The organism is Streptomyces sp. NPDC001851 (genome assembly GCF_040297165.1).
Classification (GTDB): Bacteria; Actinomycetota; Actinomycetes; order Streptomycetales; family Streptomycetaceae; genus Streptomyces.
The window spans coordinates 119,890-134,428 of record NZ_JBEOYR010000008.1; the positions used below are offsets into that span (position 1 = coordinate 119,890).

14 protein-coding genes are annotated in these 14,539 nt (G+C 73.0%); 5 read left to right on the forward strand and 9 right to left on the reverse strand.

The genetic code is table 11. The features are described from left to right. Positions 1–52: 52 nt before the first annotated feature. Entirely contained in the window at positions 53–538 is a 486-nt protein-coding gene (locus tag ABT171_RS13805; RefSeq protein ID WP_351243164.1) for an Lrp/AsnC family transcriptional regulator, read from the reverse strand. 60 nt (positions 539–598) lie between these two features. On the opposite strand from ABT171_RS13805, the gene ABT171_RS13810 reads away from it, so the two are divergent. Then, entirely contained in the window at positions 599–1,798 is a 1,200-nt protein-coding gene (locus ABT171_RS13810) for a trans-sulfuration enzyme family protein (protein ID WP_351243166.1), read from the forward strand. Between the two features lie 362 nt (positions 1,799–2,160). Here ABT171_RS13810 and ABT171_RS13815 read toward each other — a convergent pair whose 3' ends face one another. The 4 genes from ABT171_RS13815 to ABT171_RS13830 form a co-directional block, all read right to left on the reverse strand. Next, entirely contained in the window at positions 2,161–3,609 is a 1,449-nt protein-coding gene (locus ABT171_RS13815) for a GNAT family N-acetyltransferase (RefSeq protein ID WP_351243168.1), read from the reverse strand. A 121-nt stretch (positions 3,610–3,730) separates the two neighbouring features. Beyond that, positions 3,731–5,314, reverse strand: coding sequence for an alkaline phosphatase D family protein (locus ABT171_RS13820; RefSeq protein WP_351243170.1), 1,584 nt, complete (start codon positions 5,312–5,314; stop codon positions 3,731–3,733). Positions 5,315–5,511: 197 nt separating this feature from the next. Next, a complete protein-coding gene (locus ABT171_RS13825; RefSeq protein ID WP_351243172.1) occupies positions 5,512–6,342 on the reverse strand; it encodes an alpha/beta fold hydrolase in 831 nt (276 codons plus the stop codon). 104 nt (positions 6,343–6,446) lie between these two features. Continuing rightward, positions 6,447–7,100: an NADPH-dependent F420 reductase gene (locus ABT171_RS13830; RefSeq protein ID WP_351243174.1), complete on the reverse strand. Its 654-nt coding sequence runs from the start codon at positions 7,098–7,100 to the stop codon at positions 6,447–6,449. A gap of 122 nt (positions 7,101–7,222) precedes the next feature. Between ABT171_RS13830 and sigJ the strand changes: the two genes are divergently transcribed. Beyond that, a complete protein-coding gene (gene sigJ / locus ABT171_RS13835) occupies positions 7,223–8,110 on the forward strand; it encodes an RNA polymerase sigma factor SigJ (protein WP_351243176.1) in 888 nt (295 codons plus the stop codon). A 192-nt stretch (positions 8,111–8,302) separates the two neighbouring features. After that, the gene (locus ABT171_RS13840; RefSeq protein ID WP_351243178.1) at positions 8,303–9,064 is read left to right on the forward strand and encodes a GntR family transcriptional regulator; all 762 of its coding nucleotides are present in this window, start codon (positions 8,303–8,305) and stop codon (positions 9,062–9,064) included. Between the two features lie 129 nt (positions 9,065–9,193). Here the strand turns inward: ABT171_RS13840 and ABT171_RS13845 are convergent, their stop codons facing one another. Beyond that, complete coding sequence (locus ABT171_RS13845) at positions 9,194–10,351, reverse strand: ROK family transcriptional regulator (RefSeq protein ID WP_351243180.1); 1,158 nt, start codon at positions 10,349–10,351, stop codon at positions 9,194–9,196. 187 nt (positions 10,352–10,538) lie between these two features. Here ABT171_RS13845 and ABT171_RS13850 point away from each other — a divergent pair, with 187 nt between their 5' ends. Beyond that, positions 10,539–10,982 carry a hypothetical protein gene (locus ABT171_RS13850; protein WP_351243182.1) on the forward strand — a complete coding sequence of 148 codons (444 nt, stop codon included), beginning with the start codon at positions 10,539–10,541 and terminating at the stop codon, positions 10,980–10,982. On the opposite strand, the gene mug is transcribed toward ABT171_RS13850, so the two are convergent. Together mug and purB are read right to left on the reverse strand one after the other, a co-directional pair. Further along, positions 10,943–11,485 (reverse strand): G/U mismatch-specific DNA glycosylase, encoded by a 543-nt coding sequence (mug, locus tag ABT171_RS13855; RefSeq protein ID WP_351243184.1) that lies wholly within the window; start codon positions 11,483–11,485, stop codon positions 10,943–10,945. The genes ABT171_RS13850 and mug overlap by 40 nt on opposite strands. 44 nt (positions 11,486–11,529) lie before the next feature. Then, positions 11,530–12,972, reverse strand: coding sequence for an adenylosuccinate lyase (gene purB / locus ABT171_RS13860; protein ID WP_351243186.1), 1,443 nt, complete (start codon positions 12,970–12,972; stop codon positions 11,530–11,532). A 358-nt stretch (positions 12,973–13,330) separates the two neighbouring features. Here purB and ABT171_RS13865 point away from each other — a divergent pair, with 358 nt between their 5' ends. Further along, positions 13,331–13,660 (forward strand): hypothetical protein, encoded by a 330-nt coding sequence (locus ABT171_RS13865; protein ID WP_351243188.1) that lies wholly within the window; start codon positions 13,331–13,333, stop codon positions 13,658–13,660. Between the two features lie 57 nt (positions 13,661–13,717). Here ABT171_RS13865 and ABT171_RS13870 read toward each other — a convergent pair whose 3' ends face one another. Further along, positions 13,718–14,506 carry an SGNH/GDSL hydrolase family protein gene (locus ABT171_RS13870; protein ID WP_351243190.1) on the reverse strand — a complete coding sequence of 263 codons (789 nt, stop codon included), beginning with the start codon at positions 14,504–14,506 and terminating at the stop codon, positions 13,718–13,720. Between the last annotated feature and the right edge of the window lie 33 nt (positions 14,507–14,539).

Below are 14,539 nucleotides of genomic sequence, written 5' to 3' on the forward strand. Positions count from 1 at the left end.
GCGGCCATCCTCGTACGCGGAGGATCTTCGCGTCACCCACGTTCGGGGGGATTCAGCTCTGGGCGTGGCCGGGAGGCAGCAGTGGTCCGCACTCCCACTGCTGGAAGATCAACCGGGTCTCCACCCGGGCCACCTCGCGCCGTGCCGTGAACTCGTCGAGCACCAGCCGCTGCAGATCCGCCATGTCCGTGACGGCCACATGCACCAGATAGTCGTCCGGCCCGGTCAGATGGAACACCGACCGTGCCTCCGGCAGCGCCCGGATCCGCTCCACGAACGGCCCCACCAGCTCCCGCCGGTGCGGCCGCACCTGTACCGACAGCAGCGCCTGGAGCCCGCGCCCGAGTTTGGCCGGATCCAGCCGCAGCTGATGGCCGAGGATCACGCCCGAGCGGCGCAGCCGGGTCACCCGGTCCAGGCAGGTCGACGGTGCCACGCCCACCTGCGCGGCGAGATCGCGGTAGGTGGTCCGGGCGTCGTTCTGCAGCAGCCGCAGCAGCTGGAGGTCCACCGGATCCAGTACGACAGATTCGGCCATTGGCCGAACGTAGCACGGTGTTCGAATCCAGTGAACCGTTCGATGTTCACCCTTCCGCCCATGGACACAGCGAGCACCGGTGCCTACGACGACGTACGCACCGCATCGAGAGCCCTGGCCACCGAGGCCGTACACGCCGGCCGCGACGATCTCGCCCGCCAGGGCCTGCACGCCCCGCCGATCGACCTGTCCACCACCTACCCCTCGCACGACAGCCGGGGTGAGGCCGCCCGCATCGACTCCTTCGCCACCGACGGCGCCGACCCGGCCGGTCCGCCGATCTACGGCCGGCTCGGCAACCCGACCGTCGCCCGCTTCGAGACCGCACTGGCCCGCCTTGAGGGCACCGAGTCCGCGGTCGCCTTCGCCAGCGGCATGGCGGCGCTCAGCGCGGTCCTGCTGGCGCGGTCCGCCATGGGCCTGCGCCATGTGGTCGCGGTACGGCCCCTGTACGGCTGCAGCGACCACCTGCTCACCGCCGGGCTGCTCGGCACCGACGTCACCTGGACCGACCCGGCCGGCATCACCGACGCGCTGCGCCCCGACACGGGGCTGGTGCTGGTCGAGTCCCCGGCCAACCCGACCCTCGCCGAACTCGACCTGCGGGCCGTCGCGCACGCCTGCGGTACGGTCCCGCTGCTCGCCGACAACACCTTCGCCACACCCGTGCTGCAACGCCCGGCCGAGCACGGCGCCCGCATGGTGCTGCACAGTGCCACCAAGTACCTCGGCGGGCACGGCGATGTGCTGGCCGGAGTCGTCGCCTGCGACGAGGAGTTCGCGGGGCGGCTGCGGCAGATACGGTTCGCCACCGGGGGCGTCCTGCATCCGCTGGCCGGCTATCTGCTGCTGAGGGGGCTGTCCACGCTCCCGGTCCGGGTGCGGGCCGCCTCGGCGAACGCCGCCGAACTGGTCCGCCGGCTCGCCGCGGACCCGCGCGTGGCCCGCGTCCACTATCCGCGCATCGGCGGCGCGATGATCGCCTTCGAGGTGCACGGCGACCCGCACGAGGTCATCTCCCGGGTCCGGCTCGTCACCCCGGCGGTGAGCCTCGGCAGCGTCGACACGCTCATCCAGCACCCCGCGTCCATCAGCCACCGCATCGTCGACGCCGACGACCGCCGTGGGGCGGGGGTGAGTGACCGGTTGCTGCGGCTGTCCGTGGGGCTGGAGGACGTGGACGACCTGTGGACGGACCTCGACCAGGCGCTTGGGGAGCCGGTGCGGACGCCGGTGCCGCTGCGGGAAGCGGTGCGCTGAGGGGGAGCGGCGGTGGTGGGTGCGCCGGTGAGTCGGGCACCCCCACTGCCTGTGCCCGGCGGGTGTGGGGGAATCCCACACCGCCGTCGTGGCCGAGCGCCGCTGCCGCGGATCATGGCGCGGTCGCCCGGAAGGAGCACCGGGGCCCGTCTCCCGCGCCGTTCCCGTCTGCCGCGCTGCTCCGGGCGGTCTGTCGCGCCGTTTCCGTCTCGCGCGCCGCTCCGGGCCGTCTGTCGCCCCGGTCCCGTCTCCCGCTCCGCTGCCGTCTGTCGCCCCGCCTTCGTCTGTCGCCCCCGCCCCGGCCTGGTTGCCGTACCGGGCCGGGGGCGTAGCGGGAGGGCGGCCGCGGGCGGGCCGCGGGGTCAGTCCCTGTGGGCCGGGTCAGCGAGGTGGCGGTGGCCCGTTTCGTGCGGTGTACGGGCGGCGGCCGGTCCGGCGTCCAGGCGGGCCGTGATGACCAGCGTGCCCTCCTCGATCTGGTAGTCCAGGGGCAGTCCGAGGCCGCGCATCGCGGCGACCATGCCGGTGTTCGACGCCTGCGTCACGGCGTACACGCTCTCGCAGCCGGCCTCCACCGCCATCGCCACCAGCCGGTCGAGCAGTTCACCGCCGATGCCGCGCCGCTGCCAGTCGTCCTCGATCAGCAGCGCGACCTCGGTCTCGTCGCCGTCCCAGAGCAGATGCCCGAGGCCGACGATGCGTCCGGAGGTGGTCTGCGCCGCCAGTGTCCGGCCGAAACGGGGGCTGAGCAGGTGGTTCAGATAGCGGTCCGCGTCGCCGACCGGGCCGTGGTAGCGCAGCCCGAGGGTGCGCGGCGAGCACCGCTCGTGCATCGCCTTCGCGGCGGCCAGATCTCCGGTGCCGACCCGGCGGACCGTGATGTCGGCGCCCTCCGGCAGCGTCAGCACGTCCCCGCCGCCCGGGATCCGCGGACCGAGCCGGTTGTCCAGTTCCACCAGCGCCCGGGCCCGCGCGAACTCGGTCGGCGTGAACGGCAGATACGGCCGCTCCACGGTGAGCACCCCGCCCTCCGGGGCCGGCAGCCGCATCACGGTGTCCTCCAGCACCCCCTCGCCGGGCACCGGCTCCGGCCCGCGGCCACCGCCGACCGGCGATCCGGGCAGTGAGCGGATCGTGCACCGGCCCAGCAACTGGCGTAGTGCCAGCGGCAGTTCGGCGGCGTCCAGCGCGGTGCGCGCGGCCAGGCCGAGCACCCGGGTGGGGGCGTCGACCAGGTCATGGGCGTCGGCCCGCTCGATCCAGGTGGACACGCCGCCGGCCCGTGCGACCACCCGGGAGATCTCGGCCGCCGCCAGCGCGCCGGGCGCCCGCAGCAGGAACTCGTCCACGGTGCCGTCGGCCAGCGGATGCGTCTGCAGGCTCAGGATGTCCACGCGCCGCTCGGCCAGCGCCGTGCACAGCGCGGCCAGCGAGCCCGGCTCGTCCTTCACCGTCGTCCGCATCCGCCAGAGCGCGCCGGTGGCGGTCACGCCGTCCGCCGCGCCGTCCGGTTGTGCCGAGGGCCCGGCCGACCGCGTCTCGGCGGCCGGCCGGGCACCGGTATCACCGGCCGGCGGTGCGTGGCCGTGGTGCCGTGCCCACCAGGTGTGGAAGCCGGCCGTCGCGGCCAGCGCGAGCGCCGAGGCCACCAGCAGCGCGGGACCGTCGGGGCCGTGCCCGACCATGTTCGCCACCGCGTCGGCGACCGCGACGGCCGTGAACAGGGCGGCGAGCTCCACGAGGTCCCGCCGCCAGTGGTGCACGGGGCGTCCGTGCTTCGCTCGGGTCACATTCGACATGTCTGCAGTCATGCAGCCACTGTGAAGGAATGGTGTTGCGTGATCGCGAACGGTTTGTGACCGATGAGTAAAGCATGCTCCGTCCCTTTTTTTGCATTTTCTCCGGACGGGGTGCCTCCCGCCGCCGGGCTGCCTACTGGCCGACCCGACCCGGCTGGAGCGTCTGCGTGAACAGCACGGTGCCGTCGTACTCGCGCAGCCGGACCGTCAACTCGCCGCTGTCGCCGTCGATGTCGACCTCGCCGAAGAACTGGTACCCCTCGGCCGGAGACACGTTGGCCGCGGTGGGCGCCTTGACGAACACCCGGTCCGGGCCGAACGTGCCGTCCAGCGCGTTGGCCGGGAAGGCGCCGGCGTTGAGCGGTCCGGAGACGAACTCCCAGAACGGCTCGAAGTCCTTGAACGCGGCGCGTGACGGGTCGTAGTGCTGGGCGGAGGTGTGGTGCACGTCGGCCGTCAGCCACACCGTGCCGGTGATCCGCCGGTGCTTGATGAACCGCAGCAGCTCGGCGATCTGCAGTTCGCGGCCGAGCGGAGCGCCCGGGTCGCCCTGCGCCACGGCCTCGAAGTCCGGCTTGCCCTCCACCGGGTCGGGTACGACGAGACCCAGCGGCATGTCGTTGGCGATCACCTTCCACACCGCACGGGACTTCGCGAGCTCCCGCTTGAGCCACTCCAGCTGCTCGCGGCCGAGGATGCCCACCGGGTCCGTGGTCTGGTCGTCGGGGGAGTTCGCGTTGCGGTAGGTGCGCATGTCGAGTACGAACACGTCGAGCTGCGGCCCGTGGTGGACGACCCGGTAGATCCGGCCGTCCGGGCGCTCGCTGAGCGTCGAGACGGGGAAGTACTCGGAGAACGCCTGCCGCGAGCGCAGTGCCAGGTCGTCGAGCCTGGTGCCCGCGGGGTAGGGGGTGCCGGCGCCGATGACCTCGTCCGGGTACCAGTTGTTGCGGACCTCGTGGTCGTCCCACTGGATGATGTTCGGCACCTGGGCGTTGAACCGGCGCAGCGCCGAGTCCAGCAGGTTGTAGCGGAAGTTGCCCCGGTAGTCGTCCAGGGTGACCGCGACGTGCGACTTCTCCTCGGTGGTGACGTTCCGGTACACGCTGCCGTCGGGCAGGGTCGCCGTCGCCGCGATGGGGCCGTCGGCGTAGACGTTGTCGCCGCTGCACAGGAAGAAGTCCGGGTCGGCCTTCGCCATGGCGTCGAAGATGCGGTAACCGCCGAGGGACTCGTTGATGCCCCAGCCCTGTCCGGCCAGGTCGCCGGACCACACGAATCGCACCCCCCGGCGCCGCTTGGCGGGCGCGGTGCGGAAGGTGCCGGTCACCGGCTCGCCCGTGCGGTGCGGGCCGTCCGGGTCGGCGAGCAGCACCCGGTAGTGGATCTGCTCGCCCGACGGCAGGCCGTGCAGCCGGGTGGTGCCGGTGAAGTCCGTGCCCGCGCCCAGCATCGGGCCGTGCCATCTGCGCGGGTTGCGGAACGACTCGGTGGCCGAGGTCTCCACGATCATCCGGGCCGGCCGGTCCGAACGCACCCACACCAGGCCGGAGTCGGTGGTCACATCGCCCGCCTGCACGCCCCAGCTCGCCCGGGGACGCCCGGAGCGGGCGAACGCCGGGGCCGCGCCGAGGCCGACGGGCAGGGTGAGAGCCGCCGACGCGGCGAGGGAGCCGCGCAGAACGCTGCGGCGGCCGGGGAACGGACGGTCTGTCATGGCTGCGCCTCCAGGGACGGGGTCCGGCCAGTGTGCAGAGCCACACCTACTGGGACGCCGCGGCGCGAACGGAAACCCGAGGTGAACAACGGGCCTTGGGGTGGTGTCGCCGTCCGCGCGGCCGAGCCGCAGGTCCGATCCGGCCCCGCACCCCAGGGGAGTCGCGCCACCGTCGGCCGCGAAGCCGCCGCGGTCGCTCAGCGGCTGCCGTCCAGGATGACGCGGGCGACCAGCGCCGGGTCGTCGTTCATCGGGCAGTGGCCGCAGCCGGGCAGCCGTACCAGCCGGGCGTGCGGGATCAGCTGCTTGGCCCGTACGCCCTGACGGCGGACGAGGAGCCGGTCCCGGCTGCCCCAGGCCACCGTGACCGGCAGGCCCGCCAGCGCGTCGGTGAACCGCACCGCGGCGCCCGCCCGCAGCGTCGCCTCGAACCCGGAGGCACCCACCAGCGCGAGCGTCTCGGCGACCACGGCCTCCGGGGCGCGGCGCGCGGGACGGGCGTAGATGGTGCTGGTCAGCGCGGTACGGCCGGCCGCGGTGCGGGAGAGCCGCTCCACCAGCGGCAGCGGCATCCGCTGGGCGACGCCCCGCATCGCGAGCAGCACCGCGAAGGCGTACCGGCGCTCGGCCTGCGTCCAGAACCCGGCCGGGGAGAACGCCGTGACGGAGCGTACGAGCTTCTCGCGGCCCAGTTCCAGGGCGAGCAGGCCGCCCAGCGAGTTGCCCGCGATGTGCGGGCGGTCCAGCTCCAGCGCCTCGAACAGGGCGCCGAGTACGGAGTTGGTGGTCGGCAGGTCGTAGGCGAGGCCGTCCGGCAGCCCCGGGGACGCGCCGAAGCCCGGCAGGTCGACGGCGATCACGTCCCGCTCGGTGGCGAGGATGTCCACGACCGGGTCCCAGGCCTGCCGGTGATGGCCGATGCCGTGCAGCAGGACCAGCGGTTCACCGCGTCCCACGCGCGCGTAGGACACGGCCACGTCCTTCGGGCCATGGGGAGTGGGGACCTTGAAGGAGACGGTGGCGGACATGGGGGTGCTCCTCGTCTGGGTGCTGACGGACGCCGTAGACAGCTTGTCAGCAATTACTACCGGCCGGTAGCCCCCGGCCGGTGCACCGACCGCTGCCGGGGCCGTCAATCCGCCCGGCGCACCTCGATGTTGAAGTCCGCGGTCCCGAACTGCCGCATCATGGTGAGCCACAGCGGCAGATACATCTCCATCGCCCGCGCCGCACGGATCCCGCCCAGGTCGAGCACCCGCTCCGCCGGCCATCCGAACTCCCCGAGCAGGTCCGTCACCTGCCGCTTGGCGCCGGCGTCCTCCCCGCACACGAACAGGTGGTGGGCCCCCGGCACCCGTCCCGGATCCACCATCACCTGACAGTTGACCGTGTTCAGCGCCTTCACCACGCGCGCGTGCGGGAAGGCCCGCTGGATCTGCTCGCCGACACTGTCCGACTCCACGGGGTCCAGACGCGGTTCCCCGTCCTCGAAGGACAGGGGGTTGCAGACGTCCACCAGGATCTTGCCGTCGAGGTGCTCAGCGCCGGCGTCCCGCAGCGCGTCGAGCGCCACCCGGCCGCTCACCGCGTTGATGACCACCTCGCCCACCGCGGCCGCCTCCGCGAACGTGCCCGCGCGGGCCCGCTCCGCCGCGGCCGTGGCCCACTCCTGCGCCACCGGATTGTCCCTGGTGCGGGACCCGAGGGTCACCTCGTGCCCCAGCTCCACCAGCCTGCCGCCCAGTGTGCGGCCCACCTCGCCCGTGCCCAGCACCGCGTACCGCATCGGCCACCTCCAGGTCACCGGCCGCCGGCCCCCGGCGGTCCGCGGTCATTGTGATCCGGACCGGCGCCGGACGGGCCGATTCCGGGTGGACACACGCGGCGCGTGTCGGATGGGATGGGGCGGTGACCACCGACGCCGCGACCGACCTCTTCGAAGCGCACCGCCCCCTGCTCACGGGGGTCGCCTACCGCATGCTCGGGCGGGTGGCCGACGCCGAGGACGTGGTCCAGGACGCCTGGCTGCGCTGGTCCCGCGAGGACCGCGCGGAGGTCCGCGAACCACGCGCTTACCTGGTACGCATCACCACCCGCCTGGCCATCGACCGGCTGCGCCAGGTGCAGGCACGCGGGGAGGCGTACGTCGGACCGTGGCTGCCGGAGCCGTACCTCACCGGGTTCGGCGACACCGCCCCGGACGCCGCGGACCACGCCGTGCTCGCCGACAGCGTCTCCCTCGCCGTCCTGGTCGTCATGGAGTCGCTGTCGCCGCTGGAGCGGGCCGTCTTCGTGCTCAGGGAGGCGTTCGGCTACCCGTACGCCGAGATCGCCGCCCTGCTGGACCGCGCCGAGACGGCGGTACGGCAACTCGCCGCGCGGGCGCGCCGGCACGTCGAGGAACGCCGGCCGCGCTACGAGGTCGACCCCGCCCGGCGGCGGGAGCTGACCGAACGTTTCCTCGCCGCAGCGGGCGGCGGGGACCTGGACGGGCTCATGGCCCTGCTCGCCCCGGACGTCCGGCTCGTCGGCGACAGCGGCGGCAAGGCCAAGGCGCCGGTGCGCATCCTGCACACCGCGGACAAGGTCGGCCGCTTCCTCATCGCCGTGGCCCAGCAGCAGCCCCAGGCCGAGCAGTTGTACCGCTTCCTGGAAACCAACGGCGGCCCGGCGCTGCTGATCCTGTCCGACGGCACGCCGGACAGCCTGGTCCAGGTGGACGTCGCCGACGGCCGCGTCACGACCGTGTACGTCGTCCGCAACCCGGACAAGCTGCGGCACCTCGCCGAGCACTGAACCCCACGTGCCCCGCCGGCCCCCGTTCCGCGACGGGGGCTTCGCCGTGACGTCGGCTGCGCGTTGCCCAGGGGGCCGAGGATTGGTCTTGACCAAGGGTGAAGGCCGCCCTATGGTCGCAGAGAAGTGCAACAACCTTTAATAAACAAGGGCGCTAAAAACCGCCGGACCACGGCTCTTGCGGAGGACAGGGTGGGGACCACGCAGCTGGAATCGGTACCGGAACCGAAGTACTGGCATCTCAAGACCGTGCTCACCGAGGCACTGGACTCCGAGTTCTCGGTCGGCGAGATCCTGCCCAACGAGCGCGACCTCGCCGCCCGCTTCGGCGTGGCCCGCGCCACGCTCCGCCAGGCCCTCGAACAGCTGGAGCTGGAAGGCCGGCTGCAGCGCCGCCGCGGCGTCGGCACGACCGTCGCACCCCCGCGCGTGGGCGTGGCCGTCGGCACCGAGCAGCACGCCTGGCCGGGCGCCGCCTCGGACGCCTGGCAGCCCCTCGACTGCGACCGGGCGGTGCCGCCCGCAGCCGTCGCCAGGGCCCTGGAGACCGGCGCGGACGAGCCCGTCCACACGGTGCGCCGCTCCCGGATGTCCCACGGCCAGCCGGTCGCCACGGAACTGCTCTACATCCCGGCGGCCTCAGTGCCCGACCTCACCGCGATCGACACCCCGTCCGGCCCGGCACGCGCGCGTGCGGTGCTGCGCGAACTCCAGCGCCTGACGCTGGAGGGCCAGGACCGCGCCGTCGAGCTGGGATCCGCCCGCGCGGACGACGCCAGGGAACTCGACCGGCTCCCCGGCTCACCGGTCCTGGTCCTCACCACCCGCTTCTTCGCGGAGGGCGGCACGGCGGCCCTGTCCGTCGCGACCTACCGCGCCGACACGTGCCGGCTGACCTTCGGCGACACACCGGGAGTGGAAATACACCACGACCCCCAGCGCCAGGCCTCCTGACCACCGGGTTCCTGGACGCCGGGCGGGGCCGACTCCCTCGGGGCGCGGGGCCCGTATCAGGTATGCGGCGCCGCCGCGCGGGCGTGACCAGCCACGACGGCGCCGCACCGGCTCGGCGACCCGTGCCCCTCAGCGTCGGGCGGTCGCCGAGCCGTCCACCGCGAACAGCTGCTCCTCCACATGGTCCAGAGCCAGGCGCAGCGCCCCCGTGGCCACGGCCGCCTCACCCAGCAGTGACAACGCCACCCGGGGCGGCCGCAGGCAATAGCGGGCCAGTTCGCGGCGCAACGGCTCCAGGACGCCGTCGAGACCGGCTGCCCAGCCGCCGACCACGACCAGCTCCGGATCGAGTGCCAGCACCAGCGCGGCCACGTCGTGGACGAGCCGCTGGATGAACCGCTCCACGGCGGCCCGTGCGCGCTGGTCGCCCTGCCGGGCCAGCGCGAACACCTCGGCGACCGCCTGCTCGTCCAGCGGGTGCAGCGGCTCGTCGGTGGTGGACAGAAGCGTCTCCGGAGTCGCCTCCCGGCCCAGCAGATGCAGCGCGCCGATCTCCCCGGCCGCCCCGCCGTAGCCGCGGTGCAGCCGACCGCCGATCAGCGCACCCGCACCCGGGCTCAGCCCGGCCAGCACGAACACCACGTCGTCCGACTCGGCCGCCGCGCCCTTCCAGTGCTCGGCGACGGCCGCCGCGTTGGCGTCGTTCTCCACCAGCACCGGGCACTTGAAGGAACGGCTGAGCCGCTCACCCAGCCTCAGCCCCGTCCACTGCGGCAGCGCCGTGCCCAGCCGTACCGTGCCGTCGGCCTCCACGATCCCCGGCGTGCCCACGCCCACGGCCCGCAGCGAGCCGCGTGCGACCCCGGCCCGCCGCAGCAGCTCGGCGACCGTGCCGCGCAGCCTGTCGAGCCGCTCGTCCGCCGTGGCCGTCTCGTCGACCTCCTTGGCCTGCGCGCCCAGTACCCGGCCGTCCAGGTCGGACAGCAGCGCCGCGACCCGGTGCGGCCCGATCTCCAGGCCCAGCAGATGCCCCGCCTCGGCCCGGAACCGGAACCGGCGTGCGGGCCGCCCCTGACGGCGCGCGGTGCTCTCGTCGGCAGCCGTCTCCACGACGAGCCCGCCCTCGATGAGCCCTTCGACGACCCCCTCCACCGTCGGCCGGGACAGCCCGGTGACGCGGGTGATCTCGGTGAGCGTCGCGCAGTCCGTGGCACGCAGCGCATGCAGCACCACCGCGGAATTGATCCTTCGCAGCAGCGAGGGATCGCCGCCGGTCAGCTGCCCCACCGTCCGTCCTTCCAGCTCGCGGGCGTGTTGGGCGGATCGTACTCGGCCCGGCGCACCCCGGCGAGTGCCGGGATCCCGGATCAGCGGCGCCTCACCCCGGCTCGACGAACCCCGCCCCGTACCCCTTCCCGCTCAGCGCGGCCTGACGGTACGCCAATTGTCAGTGGTGCCCGCTTTACTGGGGCTCATGGACATCGCGAAGTGCCTGGCCCTCATCGACCTGCTGTGCGCCGAGGAGTTCCCCACGGCGCACGGCAGGACGGAACACGCCGAGAGCGGGCCCGGCTATCACATAGCCGCCTTACAGACGAGTGGTGGCTTCTGGGAGGGCGACGGCACGGAACGGGAGGAGGCGGCGGCACAGTACGAGGCCGACCGCGACGGCCTCACGGAGCTGCTCACCGGCCGGTGGGGGCCACCGCAGCGCTTCAGCCTGCGCAGCGTCCTGGTCCGGACGATGGCGGGCGAGGACATCGAGGAACCCTGGGCCGAGCTGAGCGAGCACGTGCCGGACGTCCACCTGTGGCAGGCGCCCGCATCGGACCGCTGGGTCGCCCTCGGCGTCTCCCACGGGTACCGGGAACTTCCGCTTCAGCTCCTCGGCGTAGTGACCGACACCGACCCGCCGTGACCGCCCGGGCCGGCCGCGGCGTCCCGCAGCCGGGCGAACTCCTCCGCCATGGTCGCCGCCGTCCAGTGCGCGTTCAGCCCGCTGGGGTTGGGCAGCACCCAGATCCCGCTGTCCCCGATGGTCCGCTCCTGCGGTCCGACCCGCGCGGTGCGGTCGCCGAAGGCGGCCCGGTACGCGGTCACCCCGACCACGGCCAGCCACCGCGGCCGCAGCCGGGTCACCTTCTCGGTCAGCAGCCGCCCGCCCTCGACGTACTCCTCGGCGGTCAGTTCGTCGGCCCGCGCGGTCGCCCGTGCCACGACGTTCGTGATGCCCAGCCCGTACGACAGCAGTTCCCGCTGCTCGGCCGGCTTCAGCAGCCTCGGCGTGAAGCCCGACAGGTGCAGTACCGGCCAGAAGCGGTTGCCGGGGCGGGCGAAGTGGTGACCGGTCGCGGCCGTCATCAGTCCCGGGTTGATGCCGCAGAAGAGCACACGGAGGCCGTCCGCCACCACGTCCGGCACGAGTCGGTCGCGGGCGGCCTCCAGATCCGCTTGCGTCAGGCGGGTCAGAGAATCGCTCCGGGGGTGTAACCGGCGGCTTCCGGGTGCTGCTTGACGATCTCCTCGATCCGGCCGACCACCACACCGACCTGGTCGGCGGCGGCGCCGGTGAAGGACAGCTTGTCGGCCATCAGCGCCGCGAGCTGCTCGCGGTCGAGGGGGAGCCGCTCGTCGGCGGCGAGCTTGTCGAGCAGGTCGTTGCGCTCGGCGCCCTGCTCGCGCATCGCCAGCGCGGTGGCCACGGCGTTCTCCTTGATCGCCTCGTGCGCGACCTCGCGGCCGACCCCGCCCCGCACCGCGCCCATGAGCACCTTGGTGGTGGCGAGGAACGGCAGATAGCGGTCCAGCTCGCGGGCGACGACGGCCGGGAAGGCACCGAACTCGTCGAGCACGGTCAGGAACGTCTCCAGCAGACCGTCCAGCGCGAAGAAGGCGTCCGGCAGCGCGACGCGGCGCACCACCGAGCAGGACACGTCGCCCTCGTTCCACTGGTCGCCGGCCAGCTCGCCGGTCATCGAGGCGTAGCCGCGCAGGATGACCATGAGGCCGTTGACGCGCTCGCAGGAGCGGGTGTTCATCTTGTGCGGCATGGCGGAGGAGCCGACCTGGCCCGGCTTGAAGCCCTCGGTGACCAGCTCGTGCCCGGCCATCAGCCGGATGGTCCTGGCCAGCGAAGAGGGCGCCGCCGCCAGCTGCACCAGCGCGGTGACGACCTCGTAGTCCAGCGAGCGCGGGTAGACCTGGCCGACCGAGGTGAACGCCTGCGAGAAGCCCAGGTGCCCGGCGATCCGCTGCTCCAGCTCGGCGAGCTTGGAGGCGTCACCGCCGAGCAGGTCGAGCATGTCCTGCGCGGTGCCGACCGGGCCCTTGATGCCGCGCAGCGGGTAGCGGCCGAGCAGCTCCTCGACGCGGCCGTAGGCGACCAGCAGCTCGTCGGCGGCGGTGGCGAAACGCTTGCCGAGGGTGGTGGCCTGCGCGGCCACGTTGTGCGAGCGGCCCGCCATGACCAGCTCGGCGTACTCGCCCGCCAGCTTGCCGAGGCGCGCCAGCACGGCCACCGTACGGTCGCGCATCAGCTCCAGCGAGAGCCGGATCTGCAGCTGCTCGACGTTCTCCGTGAGGTCACGGGAGGTCATGCCCTTGTGCACGTGCTCGTGCCCGGCGAGGTCGTTGAACTCCTCGATCCGCGCCTTCACATCGTGCCGGGTGACCTTCTCGCGCTCGGCGATCGAGGGCAGGTCGACGGTGTCGAGGACACGCTCGTAGTCGGCGATCGCCTCGTCCGGCACCTCGATGCCCAGGTCCTTCTGGGCGCGCAGCACGGCGAGCCAGAGCTGCCGCTCCAGCTTCACCTTCTGCTCGGGGGACCAGAGCGTGGCGAGCTCGGCGGAGGCGTAGCGTCCGGCGAGGACGTTCGGGATGCGGGGCTTGGCGGGCGCAGAAGTCACGTGTCCAGATTCTACTGGCGGCGCACCCCGCCCGAGCAGTCGGGACTCCGACCGGTGAAAAAGCCGGTCGGGAGTGTCGCCGGGGCCCCTGGACCAGCGCCGAATGGCCCACGCCGCGTCACGCTCCTGGCGCGGCCACACGGGTGGTTCCGCGCGGAGCGCCCACGCTTCGCTCCCGGACTCGTACTGCCTTGCCGCACAAGGAAGTTGGGGTCGGCCGCGAGGCCGACGACCCCTGCTCGTTGATCCGACGATCCGGCGTGCCGACGAGCGGATATCGGACATTTGCGCATTAACCTCTGGTCACCTTATGACGTGGCGGAACGCCTACGCGTCCGCTTCAACGCTCGGAGAAGACATGCGCAAGACTCGCAAGACCGCTGTCGTGGCCGTTCTGCTCGCCACCGTCGGCTTCCTCGGCACCGGCACCGCCTACGCCCAGGGGCAGGGGCATGGGCGCGGGCACGGGCACGCTCACGCACAGAAGGGTCAAGAGAGCGAGACGGTCACCATCGGCCAGAGCACCACATGCACAGTGGCCGAGGAGAACGTCGACGTACAGGGCGAGTCCGGGGTCGGCAACGGCCAGCAGGGCAATCAGAACAACGGCAAGGGCTCGCCCGGCACGCAGACCACCAATGTCGGCTCCAGCCTGGGGTGCAACAACACCCTCGTCCTCGGCAAGTAGCTCAGCCGGGCCCCGGCGCCGAGCCCCACGCCCGGCGCCGGGGCGACCGGTGTGCGCCTACGCCGGACCCTCGTACGGCAACAGTTCCGGCCGCTTCGCGGGGCGGCCGTCCCCCGAGGAGCGGCCGGTCAGGCGCCGGCCTATCCACGGCAGCAGGTGCCGGCGGGCGAAGCGTGCGTCCGCCACCCGGCGCGTCACCCAGCCCGGCGGGAGCGTGGCCGGCATCGGCACGTGCCACTCGGTGTCCTGCGGTTCGTACCCGAGCGTCTGCCACACCGCCTCGGCGACCCGGCGGTGCCCTTCCGCCGTGAGGTGCAGCCGGTCCACGTCCCACAGCCGGGGATCGCTGAGCGAGCGCGCTCCGTACAGGTCGACGACGACCGCGCCGTGCTGTGCGGCCAGCTCGTCGACGCAGGCGAACAGCTCCTCCATGCGCGGCCGGAACCGGTCCAGCACCGGACCCTGGCGGCCGGGGCTGCGCATCAGCACCAGCTGTCTGCAGGACGGCGCCAGCCGCTCCACGGCCTCGGCCAGCAGACCCTTCACCCGGCCCATGTCGCACTTGGGCCGCAGGGTGTCGTTCAGCCCGCCGACCAGCGTGACCACGTCGGCGCCCATGGCCGCCGCCGTACCCACCTGCTCGTCGACGATCTGCCCGATCAGCTTCCCGCGTACGGCCAGGTTGGCGTACCGGAAGCCCGGAGTGCGGGCGGCCATCCGCGCGGCGAGGAGGTCGGCCCAGCCACGGTAGGAGCCGTCGGGCAGCAGGTCCGACATGCCCTCGGTGAAGGAGTCGCCGACCGTGACCAGGCTGCTGTACGGGGGAGGTGTGGGATTCGTCTGCATGGCGTGAGCGATGGTATCCCGGCTCCATACCTG

Bases quoted from the DNA above. Each gene is read 5' to 3' on its own strand.
- ABT171_RS13825 (WP_351243172.1), bottom strand. From the start codon at position 6,342: ATGTCCGCCACCGTCTCCTTCAAGGTCCCCACTCCCCATGGCCCGAAG.
- ABT171_RS13830 (WP_351243174.1), bottom strand. From the start codon at position 7,100: ATGCGGTACGCGGTGCTGGGCACGGGCGAGGTGGGCCGCACACTGGGC.
- ABT171_RS13805 (WP_351243164.1), bottom strand. From the start codon at position 538: ATGGCCGAATCTGTCGTACTGGATCCGGTGGACCTCCAGCTGCTGCGG.
- ABT171_RS13850 (WP_351243182.1), top strand. From the start codon at position 10,539: ATGGACATCGCGAAGTGCCTGGCCCTCATCGACCTGCTGTGCGCCGAG.
- ABT171_RS13870 (WP_351243190.1), bottom strand. From the start codon at position 14,506: ATGCAGACGAATCCCACACCTCCCCCGTACAGCAGCCTGGTCACGGTC.
- ABT171_RS13865 (WP_351243188.1), top strand. From the start codon at position 13,331: ATGCGCAAGACTCGCAAGACCGCTGTCGTGGCCGTTCTGCTCGCCACC.
- ABT171_RS13820 (WP_351243170.1), bottom strand. From the start codon at position 5,314: ATGACAGACCGTCCGTTCCCCGGCCGCCGCAGCGTTCTGCGCGGCTCC.
- ABT171_RS13815 (WP_351243168.1), bottom strand. From the start codon at position 3,609: ATGACTGCAGACATGTCGAATGTGACCCGAGCGAAGCACGGACGCCCC.
- ABT171_RS13810 (WP_351243166.1), top strand. From the start codon at position 599: ATGGACACAGCGAGCACCGGTGCCTACGACGACGTACGCACCGCATCG.